General features: G+C 67.8%; 19 protein-coding genes and 1 other RNA gene. 5 read left to right on the top strand and 15 right to left on the bottom strand.

Going from position 1 to position 21,523, the window contains the following annotated elements; all coding sequences use genetic code 11:
- Nucleotides 1-255: 255 nt before the first annotated feature.
- The 4 genes from dnaJ to hrcA form a co-directional block, all read right to left on the bottom strand.
- Nucleotides 256-1,392 carry a molecular chaperone DnaJ gene (dnaJ, locus tag ACSAMQ_RS06415; RefSeq protein WP_435394858.1) on the bottom strand — a complete coding sequence of 379 codons (1,137 nt, stop codon included), beginning with the start codon at nucleotides 1,390-1,392 and terminating at the stop codon, nucleotides 256-258.
- Between the two features lie 166 nt (nucleotides 1,393-1,558).
- Nucleotides 1,559-3,475 carry a molecular chaperone DnaK gene (gene dnaK / locus ACSAMQ_RS06410; RefSeq protein WP_435394857.1) on the bottom strand — a complete coding sequence of 639 codons (1,917 nt, stop codon included), beginning with the start codon at nucleotides 3,473-3,475 and terminating at the stop codon, nucleotides 1,559-1,561.
- Nucleotides 3,476-3,713: 238 nt separating this feature from the next.
- On the bottom strand, nucleotides 3,714-4,232 hold the full coding sequence (gene grpE / locus ACSAMQ_RS06405; protein ID WP_435394856.1) for a nucleotide exchange factor GrpE: 519 nt from the start codon (nucleotides 4,230-4,232) through the stop codon (nucleotides 3,714-3,716).
- 398 nt (nucleotides 4,233-4,630) lie between these two features.
- Nucleotides 4,631-5,698: a heat-inducible transcriptional repressor HrcA gene (gene hrcA, locus ACSAMQ_RS06400; RefSeq protein WP_435394855.1), complete on the bottom strand. Its 1,068-nt coding sequence runs from the start codon at nucleotides 5,696-5,698 to the stop codon at nucleotides 4,631-4,633.
- Nucleotides 5,699-5,937: 239 nt separating this feature from the next.
- On the opposite strand from hrcA, the gene recN reads away from it, so the two are divergent.
- Nucleotides 5,938-7,620 (top strand): DNA repair protein RecN, encoded by a 1,683-nt coding sequence (gene recN / locus ACSAMQ_RS06395; RefSeq protein ID WP_435394854.1) that lies wholly within the window; start codon nucleotides 5,938-5,940, stop codon nucleotides 7,618-7,620.
- 122 nt (nucleotides 7,621-7,742) lie between these two features.
- Here recN and ACSAMQ_RS06390 read toward each other — a convergent pair whose 3' ends face one another.
- Both ACSAMQ_RS06390 and fur read right to left on the bottom strand, forming a co-directional pair.
- Nucleotides 7,743-8,255, bottom strand: a complete 513-nt coding sequence (locus ACSAMQ_RS06390) for a DUF2199 domain-containing protein (RefSeq protein WP_435394853.1) — start codon at nucleotides 8,253-8,255, stop codon at nucleotides 7,743-7,745.
- Nucleotides 8,256-8,263: 8 nt separating this feature from the next.
- Nucleotides 8,264-8,665, bottom strand: coding sequence for a ferric iron uptake transcriptional regulator (gene fur / locus ACSAMQ_RS06385; RefSeq protein ID WP_435394852.1), 402 nt, complete (start codon nucleotides 8,663-8,665; stop codon nucleotides 8,264-8,266).
- Between the two features lie 221 nt (nucleotides 8,666-8,886).
- Between fur and ACSAMQ_RS06380 the strand changes: the two genes are divergently transcribed.
- The gene (locus ACSAMQ_RS06380) at nucleotides 8,887-9,288 is read left to right on the top strand and encodes an outer membrane protein assembly factor BamE (RefSeq protein WP_031372716.1); all 402 of its coding nucleotides are present in this window, start codon (nucleotides 8,887-8,889) and stop codon (nucleotides 9,286-9,288) included.
- Between the two features lie 97 nt (nucleotides 9,289-9,385).
- On the opposite strand, the gene ACSAMQ_RS06375 is transcribed toward ACSAMQ_RS06380, so the two are convergent.
- A complete protein-coding gene (locus ACSAMQ_RS06375) occupies nucleotides 9,386-9,667 on the bottom strand; it encodes an RnfH family protein (protein WP_435394851.1) in 282 nt (93 codons plus the stop codon).
- Between the two features lie 10 nt (nucleotides 9,668-9,677).
- Complete coding sequence (locus ACSAMQ_RS06370; RefSeq protein ID WP_435394850.1) at nucleotides 9,678-10,160, bottom strand: type II toxin-antitoxin system RatA family toxin; 483 nt, start codon at nucleotides 10,158-10,160, stop codon at nucleotides 9,678-9,680.
- 226 nt (nucleotides 10,161-10,386) lie between these two features.
- Between ACSAMQ_RS06370 and smpB the strand changes: the two genes are divergently transcribed.
- The gene (gene smpB, locus ACSAMQ_RS06365) at nucleotides 10,387-10,899 is read left to right on the top strand and encodes an SsrA-binding protein SmpB (RefSeq protein ID WP_435394849.1); all 513 of its coding nucleotides are present in this window, start codon (nucleotides 10,387-10,389) and stop codon (nucleotides 10,897-10,899) included.
- A gap of 318 nt (nucleotides 10,900-11,217) precedes the next feature.
- Here smpB and ACSAMQ_RS06360 read toward each other — a convergent pair whose 3' ends face one another.
- From ACSAMQ_RS06360 to ACSAMQ_RS06350, 3 genes are read right to left on the bottom strand one after another with little or no spacing between them, the layout of a single operon-like run.
- Entirely contained in the window at nucleotides 11,218-13,443 is a 2,226-nt protein-coding gene (locus tag ACSAMQ_RS06360) for a CHASE domain-containing protein (RefSeq protein ID WP_435394848.1), read from the bottom strand.
- Between the two features lie 54 nt (nucleotides 13,444-13,497).
- Nucleotides 13,498-13,962 carry a hypothetical protein gene (locus tag ACSAMQ_RS06355; RefSeq protein ID WP_435394847.1) on the bottom strand — a complete coding sequence of 155 codons (465 nt, stop codon included), beginning with the start codon at nucleotides 13,960-13,962 and terminating at the stop codon, nucleotides 13,498-13,500.
- Nucleotides 13,962-14,285, bottom strand: a complete 324-nt coding sequence (locus ACSAMQ_RS06350) for a hypothetical protein (protein ID WP_435394846.1) — start codon at nucleotides 14,283-14,285, stop codon at nucleotides 13,962-13,964. Before ACSAMQ_RS06350 ends, ACSAMQ_RS06355 begins: the two co-directional genes overlap by 1 nt.
- 187 nt (nucleotides 14,286-14,472) lie before the next feature.
- Here ACSAMQ_RS06350 and ACSAMQ_RS06345 point away from each other — a divergent pair, with 187 nt between their 5' ends.
- Together ACSAMQ_RS06345 and ssrA are read left to right on the top strand one after the other, a co-directional pair.
- Nucleotides 14,473-14,844 carry a helix-turn-helix domain-containing protein gene (locus tag ACSAMQ_RS06345; protein WP_031373591.1) on the top strand — a complete coding sequence of 124 codons (372 nt, stop codon included), beginning with the start codon at nucleotides 14,473-14,475 and terminating at the stop codon, nucleotides 14,842-14,844.
- Between the two features lie 210 nt (nucleotides 14,845-15,054).
- Nucleotides 15,055-15,408, top strand: a transfer-messenger RNA (tmRNA) gene (gene ssrA / locus ACSAMQ_RS06340).
- 149 nt (nucleotides 15,409-15,557) lie between these two features.
- Here ssrA and ACSAMQ_RS06335 read toward each other — a convergent pair.
- The 4 genes from ACSAMQ_RS06335 to ACSAMQ_RS06320 all read right to left on the bottom strand — a co-directional run bounded on the left by ACSAMQ_RS06335 (nucleotide 15,558) and on the right by ACSAMQ_RS06320 (nucleotide 21,435).
- Entirely contained in the window at nucleotides 15,558-16,592 is a 1,035-nt protein-coding gene (locus ACSAMQ_RS06335; RefSeq protein WP_435394845.1) for a hypothetical protein, read from the bottom strand.
- A gap of 588 nt (nucleotides 16,593-17,180) precedes the next feature.
- Nucleotides 17,181-20,222: a winged helix-turn-helix domain-containing protein gene (locus tag ACSAMQ_RS06330; protein ID WP_435394844.1), complete on the bottom strand. Its 3,042-nt coding sequence runs from the start codon at nucleotides 20,220-20,222 to the stop codon at nucleotides 17,181-17,183.
- Nucleotides 20,223-20,379: 157 nt separating this feature from the next.
- Complete coding sequence (locus tag ACSAMQ_RS06325; RefSeq protein WP_435394843.1) at nucleotides 20,380-20,754, bottom strand: hypothetical protein; 375 nt, start codon at nucleotides 20,752-20,754, stop codon at nucleotides 20,380-20,382.
- Between the two features lie 246 nt (nucleotides 20,755-21,000).
- The gene (locus ACSAMQ_RS06320) at nucleotides 21,001-21,435 is read right to left on the bottom strand and encodes a transposase (protein WP_435394842.1); all 435 of its coding nucleotides are present in this window, start codon (nucleotides 21,433-21,435) and stop codon (nucleotides 21,001-21,003) included.
- Nucleotides 21,436-21,523 lie beyond the last annotated feature (88 nt).

The raw sequence follows: 21,523 nt of genomic DNA, 5'->3' as shown, positions 1-21,523 counted from the left end.
AGCGGCTGCGCGGGGGCGAGGACAAGCGCAGATGCATGTGGTTCACGCTGTGGCACGCGGCGCGACCGGCACCCTACGCGGGATTCGCCACCTGGCCGACGGAAACAAACGCCGCGGCTGAAACCTCGGGCGATTCGTCGACGCCACGAATGCGGCCGAACGGCTGCTTCAACAAGGTCCGCGTGGATCTTCTAGGGCGCATACCCGCGAGAAGGGGCCGAAGCCCCTTTCGCAATGCATTCGAGAGGCTCGGATTCAGGACGTCATGCGGTCCCAGAACCCTTTGACCCCGTCCAGAAAGGTGGAGGACCGTGGCGAGTGCTTTCGCGCCCCCTCACCCACGAACGTAGCCTCGAACTTCTCCAGCAGCTCGCGCTGCTCGGGAGTCAGGTTGACCGGCGTCTCGACCACGGCGCGACAGTACAGGTCGCCCGGCTTGCGGCTGCGCACCGACTTGACGCCCTTGTCGCGCAGGCGGAACAGCTTGCCGCTCTGGGTTTCGCCCGGAATGCGCAGTTCCACCTCGCCGCCGAGCGTCGGCACCCGGATGGTGTCGCCGAGCGCGGCCTGGGAAATGCGGATCGGCACTTCGCAATGCAGGTCGTCGCCGTCGCGCTGGAAGATCTCGTGCTCGCGCACGCGCACTTCCACGTACAGATCGCCCGGCGGCGACCCGGTCGGTCCGGCCTCGCCCTCGCCGGTCAGGCGGATGCGGTCGCCATTGTCGACACCGGCCGGAATCTTCACCGACAAGGTCTTGGTGCGCTCGACCCGACCTTGGCCATGGCAGTCGGCGCAGGGGTTGGCGATGCTCTGGCCGCGGCCGTTGCAATGCGGGCAGGTCTGCTGCATCGAGAAGATGCCGCGCTGGAAGCGCACCTGGCCGCGGCCGCCGCAGGTCGTGCAGGTCTCGACCTTGCCGTCCGCCGAACCGCTGCCTTCGCAGGTGTCGCAGGCGTCCAGAGTCGGGATCTCGATCTGCTTTTCGATGCCGCCGACCGCCTCTTCCAGCGACAACTCCATCACGTAGCCGATGTCGGCGCCGCGGCGCGGCGCGCGCGCACCGCCGCCTCCGCCGCCACCGAAGATGTTGCCGAAGATGTCGCCGAAGATATCGCCCATGTCGGCGTAGCCGGGACCACCGCCGCCACCGCCGCCCATGCCGTGCTCGAACGCGGCGTGGCCGTGCTGGTCGTAGGCGCGGCGCTTGTTGGCGTCGGCCAGGACCTCGTAGGCCTCCTTGCATTCCTTGAACGCGGCCTCCGCGGCCGCGTCGCCCGGGTTGCGGTCCGGGTGGTGTTTCATCGCGCAGCGGCGATAGGCCTTCTTGAGGTCGTCGTCGCCGGCGTTGCGCGCAACGCCCAGCACTTCGTAATAGTCGCGTTTGCTCATAGGCCGGGAATCGGGAATCGAGAGTCGAGAATCGTTAAATCAAAAGCGGGCGGCGCGTAAAAACGCCTGCCGCCCGCGACGGATGCGGGAACGGGGAACCGGATCTTTACGGGCCGCAAGCACAAGCCGCGTACCGATTGCCGATTCCCCATTCCCTATTCCCGGCTTACTTCTTGTCTTCGTCCTTCACTTCGGTGAATTCCGCGTCGACCACGTCCTCGGACTTGGCCGAGCCGGCTTCGGCGGCGCCGCCGGCCTCCGGCTGCGCGGCCTGGGCCGCGGCGAACAGCGACTGCGCAGCCTCTTCCAGCGCCTTCGACTTGGCCTCGATCTGGCCCTTGTCGTCGCCCTTCATCGCCGTTTCGAGGTCGGCGATGGCCGCCTCGGCGCGGCCGATCTGGTCGCCCGGCAACTTCTCGCCGTGCTCCTTGATCGTGCTGCGGGCCATGTGGATCAGGCCGTCGGCGTGGTTGCGCGCCTGCACCAGTTCGTGGAACTTCTGGTCTTCCTCGCGGTTGGCTTCGGCGTCGGCGACCATCTTGGCGATCTCTTCCTCGGACAGGCCCGAGCCGGCCTTGATCTCGACCTTCTGCTCCTTGTTGGTCTTCTTGTCCTTGGCGCTGACGTGCAGGATGCCGTTGGCGTCGATGTCGAACGACACCTCGACCTGCGGCATGCCGCGCGGCGAGGGCTCGATGCCGGACAGGTCGAAGCGGGCCAGCGACTTGTTGAAGCGGGCTTGTTCGCGCTCGCCCTGCAGCACGTGCACGGTCACCGCGGACTGATTGTCCTCGGCGGTCGAGAAGGTCTGCGAGGCCTTGGTCGGCACCGTGGTGTTCTTCTCGATGATCTTGGTGAACACGCCGCCGAGGGTCTCGATGCCCAGCGACAGCGGGGTCACGTCGAGCAGCAGCACGTCCTTGACGTCGCCGGCCAGCACGCCGCCCTGGATCGCGGCGCCGACGGCGACCGCTTCGTCCGGGTTGACGTCCTTGCGCGGTTCCTTGCCGAAGAACTCGGCCACCGCCTGGCTGACCTTGGGCATGCGGGTCTGGCCGCCGACCAGGATCACTTCGCTGACGTCGCTGGCGCGCAGGCCGGCGTCGTTGAGGGCGATGCGGCAGGGTTCGATGGTCTTCTTGACCAGGTCCTCGACCAGCGACTCCAGCTTGGCGCGGGTCAGCTTGATGTTGAGGTGCTTCGGACCCGAAGCGTCGGCGGTCACGTACGGCAGGTTGACTTCGGTCTGCTGCGAGGACGACAGCTCGATCTTGGCGCGCTCGGCCGCATCCTTCAGGCGCTGCAGCGCCAGCGGATCCTTGCGCAGGTCGATGCCCTGGTCCTTCTGGAACTCTTCGACCAAGTAGTCGATGACGCGCTTGTCGAAGTCTTCGCCGCCGAGGAAGGTGTCGCCGTTGGTCGACAGCACTTCGACCTGCATTTCGCCGTCGACCGAGGCGATCTCGATGATCGACACGTCGAAGGTGCCGCCGCCGAGGTCGTAGACCGCGACCTTGCGGTCGCCGCCCTTCTTGTCCATGCCGTAAGCCAACGCCGCCGCGGTCGGCTCGTTGATGATGCGCTTGACTTCCAGGCCGGCGATCTTGCCGGCGTCCTTGGTCGCCTGGCGCTGGCTGTCGTTGAAGTAAGCCGGCACGGTGATGACCGCTTCGGTGACCGGCTCGCCCAGGTAGGCTTCGGCGGTCTTCTTCATCTTGCCCAGCACTTCGGCCGAGATCTGCTGCGGCGCCATCTTCTTGCCGTCCTGGGTCGCGACCCAGGCGTCGCCGTTGTCGTGCGGGACGATCGCGTACGGCACCAGGCCGAGATCCTTCTGCACTTCGGCGTCGGTCATCTTGCGGCCGATCAGGCGCTTGACCGCGTAGAAGGTGTTCTTGGGATTGGTGACCGCCTGGCGCTTGGCCGAAGCGCCGACCAACACTTCGCCGTCCTTGGTGAACGCGACGATCGACGGCGTGGTGCGGTCGCCTTCGGAATTTTCGATGACCTTGGCCTTGCCGCCTTCCATGATCGCGACGCAGGAATTGGTGGTGCCCAGGTCGATGCCGATGATCTTGCCCATACGTAGTGCTCCCTCTCGAATGCTTGAAATAGTGGGGCGGTCCGCGCAGTGCGCCGTGCCGCCGATGTCCGTTATCTGGGGCTAGGTGCCGGGCAGTTCAAGCGCCCGTGCCCCGCCCTCGTGACGTCCGTCCCGGCCCTTCCCGGTACGTCCGCTCGCGGCTCGCGCCGCTTTCAGCTCCGGTTCCGCGACCGCGGCCGAGCCGCCGCCGTGAGCCGTCCCGCGTCCGCTCAAGCGCTTATTCGGCGTCCTGGGCGACCACCACCAGCGCCGGCCGCAGCAGGCGCTCGTTGAGCAGCCAGCCCTTCTGGTAGACCTGGACCACATGGTTCGGCGCCACGCCCGGAGCCGGCACCATGCTCATGGCCTGGTGATGCTCGGGGTTGAACGGCTGGCCGGTCGGGTCGACCGCGATCAGGCCGTTGTCGCCGGCGACCTTGAGCAGTTGGCGCAGGGTCAGTTCCATGCCCTGGCGCAGGGCGCTGGTGTCTTCGCCGGCGACGGCCAGGCCGGCCTCGAGGCTGTCGATCACCGGCAGCAGGTCGCCGAGCAGGCGTTCGTTGGCGAACTTGCGCGCCATCTCCACGTCGCGCGACACGCGCTTGCGCTGGTTGTCGAGTTCGGCGCGTTCGCGCAGCGAGTCCTCGCGCAGCTTGGTCAGCTCCGCGCGCAGCGCTTCGAGTTCGGACGCCTCGGCGCCCGGGACCTCGTCCTGGGCCGGCGGATTGAGTTCGGAATAGGGATCGTGTTGGTTCATGCTGGGTCCTGGCGGTTTTTCCGCGACAGGCCAGCAATGGGGCCGCCACGGCGGCATTCAAGTGCCGGGATCTGCGCCGATCGGCCGCCATCGGCGGCGAGCGGCGGGTTTCGTGGCCCGGTTCGGGACGATCGCCGGCCATCCCCCTGTAGGAGCGGCGTAAGCCGCGACCACCCGAAGCGATAAACCCCGGCCCGGCCCGAAGCCGATGGTCTCCATAAAGGTTCGCCCTACCCGAGAGATGGCGGTCGCGGCCCGCGCCGCTCTTACCCCGGTTCCCGCTGACTGGGGTTGGGCGGGACGGTTGGACCGGCTTCGGAGGCGGGACCGCCCCTCGTTTCAGTCCACTTCGATGGGTCGCGGCTCGCGCCGCGCCTGCCCTGGGCCTGCGGGACGGGTCACTGCTCCTCGGCTTCAGCCCCCTTCGGTTCCCCGAACGCATCCCCGAGCGCGTCGGCGGCGGCCTGCACCACCGGGATCACCCGGTCGTAGGCCATCCGGGTCGGGCCGATCACCCCCAGCACGCCGAGCACCCGGCCGCCGGCGGTGTACGGCGCGGTCACCAGCGACACGCCTTCCAGCGGCGCCAGGCCGGTTTCCTCGCCGATGAAGATGCGCACGCCGGGGGCGCGCACGGTGCGTTCGAGCAGTTGCAGGATCTCGCGCTTGCGGGCGAAGGCCTCGAACAGCTCGCGCAGGCGGTCCAGGTCGGCCAGCTCCTGCACGCCCATCAGCCGGGTCTGCCCCGCCAGGACCATGTCGTCGCCGTCGGGCATCAACACCTGCTCGGCCAGTTCGACCGACTGCGCGAGCAGGCTCTGCATCTCCGACTGGGCGTTGCGCAGCTCGACCAGCAGGGTGGCGCGGATCTCGGCCACCGGGCGGCCGGCGAAGTGTGCGTTCAGGTAGTTGGCGACCCGCTCCAGCTCGCCGGCGTCGTAGGCCCGGCGGGTCTGGATGATCCGGTTCTGCACGTCCTGGTCGGCGAACACCAGGATCGCCAGCACCCGCTGGGCGTCGAGCGGCACGAAGTCGATGCGCCGGAACGCGAACTGCTCGCGCTTGGGCACGCTGACCACGCCGACGAAATGAGTCATCGCCGACAACAGCTCCGAGGCGCTGCCGAGCAGGGCCTGGGTGCCCGAGCCCGATGGCAGCTCGCTGCGCAGACGCGCGACCTCGCCCTCCGGCAGCGGCCGCACCTGCAGCAGCGAGTCGACGAACAAGCGATAGCCCTGCACGGTCGGGATGCGTCCGGCCGAGGCGTGCGGCGCGCTGAGCAGGCCGACGTCTTCCAGGTCGGCCAGGATGTTGCGGATCGTCGCCGCGCTGACGTCGAGCCCGGCGTGCTTGGCCAGGGTCTGCGATCCGACCGGTTCGCCGCTGTGGATGTAACGGCCGATCAGCGTGCGCAGCAGTTGCCGCGCGCGCGGGTCGAGGCTCGGGTCGGGCGGTCGGCGATTCATGCTGTGGATATAGGCGCGGACGCGGGCCGGCGCAAGCGCCTTCGTCGGATTCGGCGATCGCCGCCCGGATCCGTCGCCGCGCCCGCGCCCCCCTCGTCGGCATCGGTAAGAATGCTCGTGCACACTAGCGATGGCGCGCACCGCCGCCGATCTCACGCTGTGATCCGCGACCGCCCTACCCTCCGGCCCGCTTGCCGCCCATTCCCAGTCTCTCGCCGCCAAGGCACAATCGCCGCCGCATGCTCGCTCACCTCTCGCTCAAGCAATTCGCCGTCGTCAGCGCCGCCGAACTCAGCTTCGGTCCCGGCCTCACCGTGATCTCCGGCGAAACCGGCGCCGGCAAGTCGCTGCTGGTCGACGCCCTGGGGCTGCTATCCGGCCTGCGCGCCGACAGCGGCGTGGTCCGCCATGGCGCCGACCGCGCCGAACTGGTCGCCGACTTCACCCTCGACGATGCGCCCCTGGCCGCGGCCTGGCTGCGCGACAACGAACTCGACGAGACCGGCGACGGCGAGGCGCCGGTCTGCCAGATCCGCCGGGTGATCCGCGCCGACGGCGGGTCGCGGGCCTGGGTCAACGGGCGGCCGGTGACTCTGAACCAGCTCGCGGACCTGACCTCTCGCCTGGTCGAGATCCACGGCCAGCACGAACACCAGGCCTTGATGTCGCGCGCCAGCCAGCTCGGCCTGCTCGACGCCTACGGCCGCCACGAGGCGCCGCTGGCCAAGGTCGAGGCCGCCGCGCAGCAGTGGAGTGCTCTGCTGCGCGAACGCGACACCCTGTCGGCGCAGGGCGACGTCTCCGACCGCATCGCCTGGCTCGAACATCAGCATGCCGAGCTGGAACGCGAAGTGCTCGAAGCCGAAGCCCTGGCCAAGCTGCTCAGCGACCACCGCCGCCATGCCCATGCCGCCGGCCTGATCGCCGCCTGCGAATCGGCCTTCGCCCGCCTCGGCGGCGACGAAGGTCCGTCGCTGACCCGGCTGGTGCAACAGGTGCGCGGCGAGCTGCAGCGTGTGGCCGAGCACGAGCCGCGCCTGAACGACGTCGACGCCATGCTCGACAACGCCGCGATCCAGATCGACGAAGCGCTGACCCTGCTCGACCGGGTCCGCGACGACCTCGACCTCGACCCCGCGGCGTTCGAGCAGATCGAAAACAAGATCGGCCGCCTGCACGAGCTGGCGCGCAAGCACCGCGTCGCACCCGAACAATTGCCGGCCACCCGCGACGGCATGGCCGGCGAGCTCGACCAACTGCGCAGCGCCGGCGACCGCCTGCAGGTGCTCGACGGCGAAATCCAGAGCGCGCGGGCGCAGTGGCGCCGCGCCGCCGACACTTTGGGCGAGGCGCGCCGCAAGGCCGCCAAGAGCCTGTCCGACACCACCAGCGTGCTGATCGGCGAACTCGGCATGGGCGGCGGGCGCTTCGACGTCGCCCTGGAACCGCTCGACGAGGACCGCCCCGACCCGCAAGGCGGCGAGCGCGCCGAATTCCTGGTCGCGGCCAACGCCGGCCAGCCGGCCCGGCCGCTGCGCAAGGTCGCCTCGGGCGGCGAACTGTCGCGCATCTCGCTGGCGATCGAAGTCGCCGCCTTCGGCATGGACGCGGTCGCGACCATGGTCTTCGACGAAGTCGATTCCGGCATCGGCGGCGCGGTGGCCGAGATCGTCGGCCAGAAGCTGCGCGCGCTCGGCGCCAGCCGCCAGGTGCTGTGCGTGACCCATCTGGCTCAAGTCGCGGCCCAGGGCCACGCCCATTACCGGGTCAGCAAGGCCGCCAGCGAAGGCGTGACCCAGAGCGCGGTGCAGGTGCTCGGCGCCAAGCAGCGCGAGGAAGAACTCGCGCGCATGCTCGGCGGCATCGAACTCAACAAGGAAGTGCGCGCTGCGGCCAAGCGGTTGCTGGCCGACGTGGTCTGAGGTCTGAGGCCGGGACTCGGGACTCGGGACTCGGGATTCGGGATTCGGGATTCGGAACCCACATCGAGCTCAGTCTCGAAGTGGGTTCGGCCTCGATCAAGCAAGCTCGATCGATAGCCGGCTCAGTCGAGGTCCGGCAGCCGGGTGAAGAACGCCGCCCGGTGCGGGGTGATGCCGTGGCGCTGCTCGTCTTCGAGCGGATGGCCGCTGTCGACCAGGCGGAAGGTCGGCCGGGTGTCGTCGTGCAGCTGCACCCGCAGCTCCAGGCCGAGGGTGCTGAACTCGTAGACGCGCGGGATATGGTTGGCCAGGGTGCCGGCGAACTCGGGCACCCGGTCGTTGCCGGCTTCGTCCCACATCATCCGCGCCAGCCGCCAGTCGTGTTCGGCCAGCTCGACCCAGGCGCCGATGCAGTAGTCGTCGCCGCCTTCGACCGGCAACGGAATCACCCCGCGCACGAACAGCTGGCCGCCGCCGATCGCGCAGAAATTCGCGTCGCAGAAGGTGTCCGGCGCGCAGCGCGCGGCGTTGTCGAGGGCGTGATAGGCGTCGGGAAAGGTGAAGGAGTACTCCATGTCCGACAGCGCGACGAGTTCGCCGCAGCACGAGCACGGCAACATCGTCTCGCCGGACATGTCGGACTTCACTTCTTCTTGCGCACGTACAGCACCAGCGAGTGCTCTTCGATCTCGTAGCCGTGCTTGGCCGCGATCTTGCGCTGCAGCTCTTCGATTTCGACGCTCTCGAACTCGATGATCTTGCCGCTGTCGATGTCGACCATGTGGTCGTGGTGATGGCCGCGGTCGAGCTCGTACACCGACTGGCCCGCCTCGAAGTTGTGCTTGAGCACCAGGCCCGCCGATTCGAACTGGGTCAGTACCCGGTAGACCGTGGCCAGGCCGATGTCCTCGCCCTTCTCCAGCAACATCCGGTAGATGTCCTCGGCGGTCATGTGGCGCGGCTTGGATTGCTCCAGCAGCTCCAGGATCCGCAGGCGCGGATGGGTGACCTTGAGTCCGACGTTGCGCAGGTCCTGCGATTCCATGAGTGTTCCCTTCAGATCGATTCGGCCGGCGTTCGCCGTGCCTGGGTGTTGACCGGCTGGCCGTGGCCGCGGGCGGCTGCGCATGGAGCGGACGGGGCTGGCTGGGCCGGAATGGCGGATGAACGCGAGGGACCTCCGCGCGCCGTAATCCGCCCTTGGTGGGTACGGGCTTCAGTGTATCATCGGCCCCGTTGCCTTCGACTGCCGCAGAACCCTACCCGATGCGTAAGCTCCTGCTCGTCCTCTCGCTGTCCATGCTCACCGCCGGCTGCGGCATCATCTACAAGCAGCCGATCTATCAGGGCAACCTGCTCGAGAAGACCGCGATCGACCAGCTCCAGACCGGCATGACCAAGCAGCAGGTGCAGTTGCTGCTGGGCACCCCGTCGATCGAAGACCCGTTCCACCAGAACCGCTGGGACTACACCTCGACCCAGCGCGTCGACCGCCTCGGCCACACCGACCGCAAGAACCTGACCCTGTGGTTCGAGAACGACAGCCTGACCAAGTGGGAAGGCGACTACTTCGCCGAGCAGGACGAGCAGATCGCCCGCGCCTCGGTCAAGCAGTTCGGCCGCAACCTGGCCAAGGACAAGGATAAGGACAAGCGCCGCCGGCGCTGATCCCCGCCGCGCGGCCCCACGGTCGCGCCGGCTTCATCGAGTCTCGCCCTGCCGGCCCGGCCGCCCTGCGTCCGGGCCGTCGTCGTTGGTTGGCCGCTTATTTCTTCAGCGGCCGGTCGGCGGCGCGGCGGCGGCGCGCTTCCTTGGGGTCGAGCTGCAAGGGCCGCAGCAGTTCCAGCCGGTCGCCGTCGCGCAGCGGGGTGTCGGCCAGCGCCTTGACCCCGAACACGGCGTAGCCGCTGATTTCGGCGTCCGCCACCTCGGCATGGGCGCCCCACCCGGCCGCGGCCAACGCCTCGGCGACCGTGGCGCCGTCGGCCAGCTCCAGGCTCAGCGCCTGGAAACGCCGCGGCCAGGCGCGGATCAGCTCGATCTTCACGGCTCGATCTTCACGGCTCGATCTTCACGGCCGGGCTCGGCCCGGTCACCGACGGCAGCGCCGGCTCGGCGCCGCGATCGGCGACCCGGACGAAATCGTCGACCATGCGGTCGGCCAGGCTCTGGAAGCCCAGCGCCATCGCCGGCCCCAGCAGCTTCACCGCCGGCTCGAATTCCAGGGTCAGGGTGACCTTGCAGGCCGATTCGTCGAGGGCATGGAACTCCCAACGCCCGCCGAGCTTGCGGAACGGCCCGTCGACCAGCTTGAGTTCGATATGGTGCGGCGGCGACAGGCTGTTGTGGGTGGTGAACCAGGTCCGCAGCGCGCCCAGGCCCAGGTCGAGCCGCGCCACCATGTGGGCCTCGTCGGCTTCGAGCACCAGCGCCTGCTCGCACCACTCGAAACGGCGCGGGTACGCGGCGACATCGTTGACCAGGGCGAACATGCGCGCGGCGGAGTGTTCGACGAGGGCGGAACGGCGAATCGTAGGCATGTGCTTATCGCAATAAGGTCCGCGAGGCGGAATTCAAGCGGGGAGGCGGACCAAAAGCTGCCGCGCGGGCATCGTAGCCGGGCGAAGACCCGGGATGGCTGCCGAACCGTCGCGAGCTGCGGCCTTTCCGCATTCGGCGACCACTCGAACGACCCCGAGACCGCCGAACTTCATCCAAAACCGGAAACGGCTACTCAAACGGCCTCCGGATCGTGGACAATCGCTCATGGCTAAAAATACGAACAACAAGGCCGGCAAGGATAAAGGAAAGGGCAGCGCGGGCGGCACCATCGCGCTGAACAAGCGTGCGCGCCACGATTACCACCTCGAGGAACGCTTCGAGGCCGGCCTGTCGCTGCAGGGTTGGGAGCTCAAATCCATCCGCGCCGGACGCGCAAACATCACCGAAAGCTACGCCGTCATCCTGCGCGACGAGATGTTCCTGATCGGTGCGCAGATCAGCCCGCTGATCTCCGCCTCGACCCACGTAGTCGCCGAGGAACGCCGCACCCGCAAGCTGCTGCTGCACCGCGACGAGATCGACAACCTGATCGGCCGCGTCCAGCGCGACGGCTACACCGTCGTGCCGACCGCGATGTACTGGAAAGGCAACAAGGTCAAGCTGGAAATCTCGCTGGCCAAGGGCAAGCAGAGCCACGACAAGCGCGAGGCGAGCAAGGAACGCGACTGGGCGCGCGAGAAGCAACGCGTGATGCGCAAGCACAACCGCGACGCCTGATCCGGGCGCTTCCCGGCACGGCACCGTACACCCCGCCCGCCCTGCGCGGGCTGCAGTCGTTTGCGCCGGTGCGTGAAGTTCGCGGTCGCGGCGTGCGCCGCTCCTGCCCGGGCAGGCCGGCCGCTCCTGGACAGGAGCGCGCAAGCCGCGACCGACCGAAGGGGCCTGAAACGAAGGGCGATTCACCTCCGAAGCCGATCCAGCCGTCCCCATCTATCCAGCCGGTCTATAGCTCCGGGCAGGAACGGCCCAAGCTGATTGCCCGCCAGGCTTAACGCACCGCCTAAGCGGCCTATATCAGCGCACGGCTCGGCAACCTCACTCCCCTCGCCCGGCCCCGTCGTGCGGCAGGGTGAAATGGAACACCGCGCCCTCGCCCTCGCGGCCTTCGGCGCGGATCGTGCCGCCGTGGCGTTCGACGATGCGCTTGACCGAGGCCAGGCCGATGCCGTGGCCGGCGAAATCCTCGACGCTGTGCAGGCGCTGGAACGGCCGGAACAGCTTGTCGACATAGGCCTGCGGAAAACCGGTGCCGTTGTCGCGCAGGTAGAACTCGCGCACGCCGCTCGCGGTCTGCTCGGTGCCGAACTCGATCCGCGCCGGATCGCGGTCGCGGGTGAATTTCCAGGCGTTGCCGAGCAGGTTGGCGAGCAGGTTGCGCAGCAGGGAGGCATCGCCGATCACCTGCATGCCCGGCTCGATCGACACCTCGACCTGGCGCTGGGCGTCGCCCATGCGCAGCTCTTCGATCACCTCGCCGGCGATCCGGCTCAGGTCGACCGACTCGTGCTTGAGCTCGCTGCGCGCCAGGCGCGACATCTTCAGCAGCGCATCGATCAGGTCGCCCATGCGCGCGGCGGCCTTGCGCACCCGTGCCAGGTAATCGTTGCCGGCGGCGTCGAACCGGTCGGCGTATTTCTCGCCGAGGATGCGGCTGAAACCGTCGATCGCGCGCAACGGCGCGCGCAGGTCGTGCGAGACGCTGTAGGCGAAAGCTTCGAGCTCCTGATTGGCCTGGCTGAGCTCGCGCGTACGCAGCGCGACGCGCGCCTCCAGGGTGCGGTTGAGCGCGTGCACCCGCGCTTCCGCGCGCAAGCGCTCGGTCACGTCCTCGACCTGGACCAGGCCGCTGATGTCCTGGCCGACGTTGCCCGGCACCGGCGAATAGGTCAGCTGCACCTGCCGCGCGACACCGTGCGGGCGGCGCAGGCGGCGGGTCGCCCGGTGCACGCCGTCTTCTTCGGTGTGGCTGGCGCCGCCCGGCAGTTCGACGTCCTCGTCTTCGAGCAGGCTGTCGAAGCGCTGGCCCAGCAACTGCGCCGGCGCCAGCCCGACGATGGTCGCCAGGGCCGGATTGGAGTCGACGATGCAGCCCTCGCTGTCGAGCAGGGCCTTGCCGATCGCCGAGTACTGCATCGCGCTGCGGAAGCGGGTTTCGCTGCGGCGGTAGTCTTCGGTCATGCGCAGCGCGATGCGGCGCGCGCGCGACTCGGTGCGCGCCAGCATCAGCGCGATGCTGTACAGCAGCAGCGCCGAGAACAGGCCCAGGGCGAACATGTTGCGCAGGCCTGCCAGGCGCGGCACCGCCTCCTCGACCGGCGCCGATTCGTATTCGATGCGCCAGGTGCGGCCGTAGATATCGAACGCGGCGCGGTGGACGAAGGCCGCGGTGGTACCGGTCTTGAGGTTCGGGCTGGCGTACAGCAGTTCGTCGCGCCCGCCGGTTTCGTCGAAGATGCGAAAGCGCATTTCTTCATGCGCGTCGCCCAGCGCCGTTTCGACGAAGGTTTGTATCCGGAACGGCACGTACACCCAGCCCTGCATTTCCGCGCGCCGCAGCTCCAGGGTCTGCGGACGGCCCCCGCCGAGATACACCGGCAGGGCCAGCAGCATGCCGGTGTTCTGGCGGTCGCCGTCCTGGATCAGCTGGATCTTGCCCGACAGCCAGGCCTGGCCCGAATCCAGCGCCGCGGCCAGGGCGGTGTGGCGCACCTGCTCGGCGTACATGTCGTAACCGATCGCGGCGACGTTGGCCGGGGTTTTCGGCTCCAGGTACAGGATCGGCCCGTAGACCTCGCGCCGGCCCTGCGGCCGTATCGACAACAGCCCATAGCCGGCGTCGCGCCACTCGTTCTGCAACTGCACCAGCAACCGCTGCGGCACGTAGCCGCTGAAACCCAGGCCCAAGGTCGCCGGAAACCGGCGCTGCATGTTCATGCCTTCGACATAGGCCTTCCATTGCGCCGCGGTCGGCCGTTGCACCGAGGCGAACAAGGACACGCCGCCGCGCGCGACCAGTTCGTAGTTGACCAGGCGTTGCTGGATCAGCTCGGTGACCTGCACGGTCTGGCCGATGAACTCGGCCTGCGCCGAGCGCAGCTCGCGGTCGCGCGCGACCCGCCACGCGGTGAACACCAGGATCAGCGCGCCGATCAGCACCGCGAGCGCGAGCAGATAGCCGCGGCGCGGCATCAGGCCGGAAAGTTCGGAATCTACCCCGTCGTTCGGGGGGCTGGCGTGGGCGGCCGGGTCGGTCGTCGTCATCGCCGCAAGCATACCCGCCAGTTTGTAGTGACGGCATCACGACGCCGGCACCGCTCAACATTCGGGCGGCTTGCCCTCCTCGTGCCAGACCCCTTCCAGCAGCAGGCAGTTGATGCACTCCAGGTGCTCGGCCGCGACCTGGCGGCACAGCTGCGGCCAGTGCCGCTGCTGGCGTATCGACACACCGGCCTCGTGCTGGCGGACCAGATAGCCCTCGATCTCGTCGGCGAGTTGCAGCAGCGCGCGGCCGTTGCGGTCGGCGCGACGGGCCAGGCGCTCGTAAGGGGGCAACCGCCGCCGTCGCGACCACCAACTGGCCAGCCCCGCTGCCGCGAGCGCCAGGCACACTCCTAAGCCCAGCACCGCCGGCTGCAGCCAGGCCGCGGCCAAGCCCTGCACCACCGGCTGCACCGAAGCCGCAGCCAATTCCTGCACCGCCGGCCGCGGCAAGGCCGCAGTCAGCTCCTGCACAGCCGGCTGCGGCAAGGCCGCAGCCAGGCCCTGCACCGGCCCGGCCATCAGCCCTCTCCCTTCGGCAAGGCCATCAGCTCGACCGCCTCGATCCGGAACCCGCAGGCCTGCGCCATCAACAGCGCCCGCGCCCGGGTCGAGACATAACCGCGCACCCGCATGCGCCGTAGCATCGCCGCCGACACCCCGGCCGCCGCCGCGGCCTCGCGGGCGGTGTCGAAGCAGGCGATATAGCGCTCGATGGGATTGGGCGATTCGCCCCGGGCCCGCCTGCGCGCGACCCGCGTCCGCGGCGCCGGACGCGGCGGTGCGGCTTCTTTCTTGCTCTTGCCGGCACTCCGCCGGGCCTTCTTTTTCGCTCTGCCTTCCATAGCCTGACCTCTGACTGGCATCCATGCCCAGCCAACTTACCACCGCAAATTGGTCTTTTCAACGACCAAAAAGAGTGATCAATTTCGGGAAGCGTACGCAACAATGAGTTGCGCTATCCTCGCCCGGCCGACAGCCAGGGTGGGCGGCGCCACGTTTCAGCCCTGCAGGATGCTCCGGCGAGACCTCATGACCAACGCGCCTCACCAAGAATTCGCCAATCGGCTGCACCAGGCCCTCGATTTTTCCGGATTCGCGAAAGGCCGGGCCCGCACAGGCGCGCTATCCGCTTACTACGACGTCAGCCGCGAGACCGCCCGCAAGTGGCTGGTCGGCCTGGCCCTGCCCGAACTCGAGCGCATGCTGCAGATCGCCGTGCAGCAACATGTGAGCTTCGAATGGCTGGCGACCGGCCGCGGCACCATCGAAGGCAAATCGCTGTCGGTGCGCGAAAACGCCGCCAAATACAGCGACCCCGACGAACTGCGGCTGATGGGCCTGATGCGCAAACTCTCGCGCAAGAAGCGCCGCGCCCTGATCGAACTGCTCGACGGCAACTGAGCCGGCGCGGCTGCGCCACCGCGGTTCGCCATCCACCAAGGGCCCGGACGGACCGCCGCTCGGCGCAGTGCTGGCGCGTACACTCGCTGGCGCGCGAGCCGCCCGCGCGCCCGGATCGCTATCTGAATCGCCGGTGCGTCGTTGCACGGCAACCCTTGAGAACGCGCCGCCAGCCCCTATACTGAACACGTCAGCGATGTTGCTGTCCCCGGGGGTGCACTGGCTTCGACGGGGGTCGCGAAATCACTTGGCGCATGCCGAGGGGGTAGCTTTCCTCGTAAATCCAGCTGCAAACTTTTAGTTGCCAACGACGACAACTACGCTCTCGCCGCTTAAGGCGTAAGCCCCGAAATTGCTTGTGTCCGTGCTCGCAATGTAGGGTCATTATCACGGAATCGCCGGGAGTGGTTGCCTGTCAGCACCCGGTCAACTCAAAACAGGCTGGCTCCTGGATGCGCTTTGCGCGCCGTGCTGTTCGGGGGCGAGATCTAACGGAGCGCTAAGCATGTAGTGCCGGGGATGGAGTGCCTTCGGACGGCGGTTCGATTCCGCCCACCTCCACCAATACCGATCCGCGGATCGCAAATGAAGCTGGAAACCTCAGGGTTTCCGGCTTTTTTTGTGCCCATGGCAAACGAACACGCCGCCCTTGCCGCCTCGCATCGCGCCGCCACTCCACACACTCCACACTCCTCACTTCGCACTTCTAGTTACTAGTTTCCGGCCCCACACCCCGCCACCCGCCCCTCAGCGTAGGCAATAGCCCTCCGTGCCTGGTCGTAGGCGGTGTCGGCCGCACGCGGCAGCATGTGCTCGCGGCGGATCGGGTCGGCACCGTGACCGTAGGCGTATTCGGCGCGCTGTAGTTCGGCCAGGTGCTTGCGCACCGGCGCCAACCAACCCTCGACGGCTTGCCGCTCGCAGCGCGAGGGCAGCTTGAGCAACAATTCGATGGCTTCGCGAATGCGGCGGCTGGCTTCGCCTTCGAGGCCGGGCACTGCTTCATGAGCGACGGCCGCCGCCTTGTAGGCATCGCCGGTCGCCTCGCTGCCGAGGTCGGACGGCCGCCCATGCAGTTCCGGCCGGAACCTCACCGACGGCGGCGGACGCGCTTTCGCCGACTGGATGTCTTTGCCGAAGATCGCCTCGGCGACGCGATTGACCGACACTTGCCCATCTGCGCGTGCGCCCGCCTTCTTGGCCGCATCGCCGAACCAGTCGTGCAGGGCCGGCGGCTGGTCCCCCAACGGATTGCGCCGTTCGACCAGCTTCTTGGCGTAATACTGACTGCGTTCGCTCGGGTCTCCGGGCGCGCGCGGTTTCGGTGCCAGCGGTGAGTCGCCCGACGCGTTGCGGGGGCGCAAGCTGAAACGGTCGGGCAGCAGCCAGCGGTTCGGCGGCGCGGACTCGACGACCGGGTCCGGTTGAGCCGGTGGCGGTTCGGCGATCGCCGGGTCCTGCGTGGAGCGCGCGGCATTTTCGGGTGGACGCATCGATTCGTGTCGCGGATCCGGCTTATTGCCGCCTGGCGATGCTGTGCCGGGGCGTTGGGCGATCGGCTGCGAAACGTCAGGCGCCTGATCGATACGCACGATGCGATCGATCAGGATCACCTCCATCGCCGTGGCCGTCTTCGGCAATGGAACCGGACGGAACAACAGCGCACCGATCGATAAGGTCGCCGCCACCGCGATCGACGATGCGGCGATATGCAGCCTGCGTTCCCGGGGATAATCCGTCCTGCTCATCCAACCTCGATCCGATGCCATCGCGACGATGTCGCAAGGGAACAACGCGCAGCCGAAACGATTGCCCGAGCTGCGCGGCAGCCGGCAAGCGAATTCATGGGAGTAAAAACACCTCAGCGAAGAGTCGTGGCGTCTCGTCGCTTTCGATCTCGACACGTCCGTCGTGCCGCGCAGCCACCGCATCCGTTATTAGGGCGCGGGGGCTGGCGACGCGATCGGCCCGGATACTTAGCAGCGTTCATGAGCGCTGCATCGCGAAGCCCGACCGCGAGCCGAACGATACAGAGAACACCGCCCCGGAGAGAATAAAAAAAGCGTTCGCCCGGATGCCGGAAAGAAACCCGTGCATCAAGCGTTCACTATTCTCCGGACGATCGGCATCGGCGAGGCACGACGGCCTCGCAGCAGCGCCCGCCGACCGCGAACGCCTTCATGCGTGATTAGTGGCACAGGTTACTCGTGCCCAACTCGCCAATACGACGACCGGCACCCCTGCCCCGATGCCATCAGTGGCGGGCGCAATCATCACGCGAATACAGACCGCATGAGCGCGATCACCGGCGCCTCCCGCCCGCGCCGCCTATATCGCTAGTGCGAAGGGCCTCGAGCAAGACCATGTACAGGCGACAGCCAATCGACATCGGCGCCGCGCATACCGGTCCGAGCGATCATCGCCTCGCGCTCGGCCGCGCTGCAATCGTTCTCGATGACGCCCGGCTCGAACATCGCGTGCACCTGCATCTCGATGACTGCATCGCCTAGTTGCCGGGCGCGCAAGTGCAGTTTGCTCGCCAGCGCGACAGCATCGGCCCGGTCGCCGCGCTGGCGGGCATCGGCGATGGCCAGCACATCCAGATGGCGGCTTACGAACCAGGCATCAGGCACCAACTTGCGCGCCTCAGTCGCATGCCTGCGGCTGTCAGCCCAATCGCCCCGTGCCGCAGCGTTTTCCGCCTGCGCGACCATCGCCTGGACGACGAACAGGGCAAGGCCACTCGTCTGTATTTGCGGCACCAACTGCGAAAGAACGCGCTCGGACTTTTCGGTCTCGCCGAGCCAGGTCGCCAACCGGGCCGATTCGAGGCGCTGATTCCAACTGTCGGGCGGCGCCACGGGCAGGATTTTCTCTGCACGCTCCAGCAAGGCCAGCGCTTGCGGGCGATCGCCGGCCATCAATTCGACCTGGCTCATCCCGAGCAGCCACAGGCTGCGCTGGATCTGACGAGTACCGTTGGAGCAACGATCGAGGCTAGTTCGCGCCTCGCGCAGCCGTCCCAACGGCACCAGGAACTCCGCGCGTCCGCAGGCCAACTGCGCATGCGCCTCCGACTCGGCCTGGCCTGCCGGCGTGGCCGGCAGTAAGCGCTCAGTCGCTTCGAGGATCTTCAGTCCCTCACCGTAATGCCCTTGAACGGCCGCCAGCATCGCGGCCAACTGATGGGTGGTCACGGCCTCGCCGCCTTGCATTTTCATCCGCAGCAAGGCTGGGATGCGAACGGCCGCGCTGTCGAACCGGCCCGCCATCATGTCGACGTGGGCCAGCTTCATGTCGAGATACGCGGCGGCGCGCAAGTCGCCGGATGCCTTGGCGACCGCCAAGGCCTGCGACAGGCGCGAGTGCACGGCCGTCACGTCTCCGGCCGCGAAATACTGGTCCGCGCTGGCGGAAAGTACGTTGATTTCCAGCCGGCGGTAGCCACCTGCGTTGGCGCGCGCCAGCAGTACGTTCAGGGCCGGATCGACATCGCCTGTCAAGGGACCGGCCATGCGCGCCATCACACGCGCATACAAGGCCCCGGTCGAATTACCGCCGCGCTCGTAAAGCACCGCCGATTGTTCGTACGCGGCGGACGGCGGGCGCTCGCGGTGTTGCAGCCGCTCGGCCGCGGCCAACGACAGCAAGGCATCGGCGCGCTCGATGAGCCAGCCGGGGCCGGCGTCGCGAGCCAGACGTTCGGCCGCGACGGCCTCCCCACGCATCTTCACCGGATCGCCCAGCGCCTGATAGGCGCCCGCCCGCACCTGGTGCTTGGCCAGTTTCGTGCCCAGCGCGTCGTGCTGGCCGGGTCGATCGGCCAGTCGCGCCAAAGCATCTTTCGCTCGTCCGCTCGCGATCAGCAAGCGGGCGTACTCTACTTGATAGGCAATCTTGTCCGGGTATTTATCGGCAAGCACGGCGACGGCCTGGAGCGCGTCCTGCTCGCGGCGCGGGTCGGCCGCCAGGCGCTGCGCTTCCAGCAACAGCCGCGCATCGGCAGGCAACGGCCGCAGCAGTTCGACCGCGACCTCCATCTGCGCGGTCGCCGCGGCGCCCTGTGAGAGTCGCGTTTGAGCCTGCGCCAATTGCAGCCGCATCAGCCCGAAGCGCGGCGCCGCCTTGACCACTTCGTTGCCGATCGCGGCCGCCGCCATCCAGTCGCGACGCTCGATGGCCAGCGCGGCTTGTTCGTATCGACTGGCAGCTTGAGCACTCAACTGCAACGCGGGCCACGGCGCATCGCGCCCAGGCAGCAGGCGGGCAAGAATCCGGTTCGACGCCAAATCGATCAGGGCCGGCATGTCCGACGGCTCGCCCTCGACCTCGATGCGTTCCTCTTTGCCGTTCTCCTGAAAGCGCGCGTACACGCTCAGCCGCTTCGGATCGTCGGGAGAACGCACCGACGACAGCAAAACGACCTTAGACGAGGCCGGGTCGTTACCGGCGGCCAGGTCGCTCTCGCTGAGCAGATTGACCTCGGGCAGGCTGCCCAGCTTCCAGCTCAGCCACTCCTCCAGCAACTTGGCCGGCCATCGCGAAGCCGGGTTCTGGTCCTCGATCACGACCAAGGCCACGGCCAACTCGCGCTTGCCGGTTATGGATCGATCTCCGCGCTGGACGAACAGCACCGCCGCGGCGACGAGCGCGATCAGGCCCAGCGAGATCACGGCCCACGTGCCCGGGCTGCCTCGCAAACTTCGCGGCGGCGCGGCTGCCGCCTTGGTCTCGACGATCGGCGACGCAAGCGCGGACGAGGCGGCTGGCTCCGACACCACTCCATGCGATCGCGGGCTCGCTGCCGGCTCTGGCGGTGCTGCTGCATCGGCGGCCGGATGCATCGAATCGGCCACGCGCTCGGGCTGCGGCGGTTCGAAGAAGGCCTGCGGACCGTGAGCGGCCGTTGCGGCACTCGGCTGCGGGGTCGGAGGCAGTTCTTTGAACCAGTGCACCGGCCCGGGCGCCTCGAATACGTACCCGCTCTTGGCCACCGTGCGGACCCAATTCTTGCGCTCCTCGCCCAGGGCCTTGCGCAGCAGCCAGACGTTCTGCGACAGATTGGTGTCTTCGACGATCGTCCTCGCCCACAAGCGGTCGAACAACTCGGTGCGCGTATGCAGCCGGTTGGGTTCGCTGAGGAACAGCAGGCACAGGTCGAACACCCGCTGCGGCAGCTCGATGCTCTGGCCGGAATGGATCAGCCGGCGAAAACGCAGATCGACGGTCAGATCGGCCAGTTGCAGGTACCAGGCATCTGCGGGCCACGGCGTCGTCATCGAGTTCTCTACCTTGGTGTCGCCGTGATGCGGCGCAAGATCGTCAGGAACGTTGAACGCAGGTACCGGCGCAGATCGCCCATTCGCCCCCTTGGCCATCCGAGCGGCCGCTGGCGGTGAAGATGCTGAACAATCATGCGGCCGATATACGTGCTCGGCAAGTCCCGCCGTGCACGCGCCTGGCGCGCGCCGAGCGCCTTCCCGGCGGTCGCTGGCGGGGCTCAGCCGAGGCCGCTCGACCGCAAATCCGGCCTGCTCAGGAAACCAGTACGACGAGTTCGCGCGGGTCTCGCCGGTTCACGCACTCGGTCACCGGATTCGTGTCGTACAGGCGTTCCCGGCAAATCCAGGTCGTCCCGGTCACGCTGATCCGGACGCTCGCAACTACCTTCTTGCGCACTGCCCGCAGATATCGCTCGCCGACCAGACTCGCTCGCGGGCAGGCGAACTGCCTGGGCTGGACGGACGCGGCCTTCACGGCCAAGCCGTTGGACGTCGAACCGCAGTCGACGAACTGGATGCCGTCGGCGGCCAAGGCGTGGGCGTTGCCGATGGAGTACAGAGCAATGGAGTACAGAGCAAAGGCGATCAGGGCCAAGTAGAGAGAGTTGGAGACGGCTGATTTCTTCATGGGTGGTTTCTATCGATCAAATTGTCGCTTCGCACACCGCCCAATCGGAGGCGAAAGTACCCGTGGCTACGGGAATTCGGGCAGGCCACGAAAAGAGCGTCGAACCGTCCATGAACTGCGAGGGAGGGATCGGCCCGACGCAAGACTGCAAAGCGGCCCCCGAGCCGGGGGGAGGCGGGCCGGGGCATCGCTAAACGCCGCACGGGGTTGCGGCATACCGGGAACATCGAAGGCGTCGAACCTGGCTCAGCAGGCTTTCAAGATTCCCCAGGGCCTGGCAACGCCGCCGAGCTCGCGCTCCGCGTCGGACGTCGCCGCCGGCGATTTGGTCCGCTTGCGGCGCCAGCGGTTGCTCGCGCGGTAGCGTTCGACGCGCTCGCGCAGGCTGCCGGCCAGGCGGCTCTCCATGCCGATCGCCCGTTCCACCGCGATCCAGTGCTCGCCTTCGCACCAGCGCAGGAAACGCACGTAGATCGCCCGCCACGAGCCGTACCCCTGAGGAACGCTGGTCCACGGCGCATTATTTTCGACCGCCCACAACACCGCCTCGATAAAGGCACGGTAGTCGCCGGTGTTGTTGAGAATGCGCGCCTGGTATTGGCGGGGAAGATAGGACGCGACGATGCGCCATTGTTCGTCGGTGAGCTGGAACTGCCGCGATTCGACCAAGGATAAGGTCATACCGAAAACTCCGATGGAAGGTATTGCTGATGCACTGCGAGGAGGAGGCAAACGCCCTGCGCCGCAAGTTCGCGGCGCAGGTGGAGCG

The sequence above is a fragment of the Lysobacter sp. 1R34A genome (assembly GCF_051217035.1).
In the GTDB taxonomy this organism is placed as follows: domain Bacteria; phylum Pseudomonadota; class Gammaproteobacteria; order Xanthomonadales; family Xanthomonadaceae; genus Lysobacter.
This window is presented reverse-complemented; position numbering and strand designations above follow the sequence as displayed.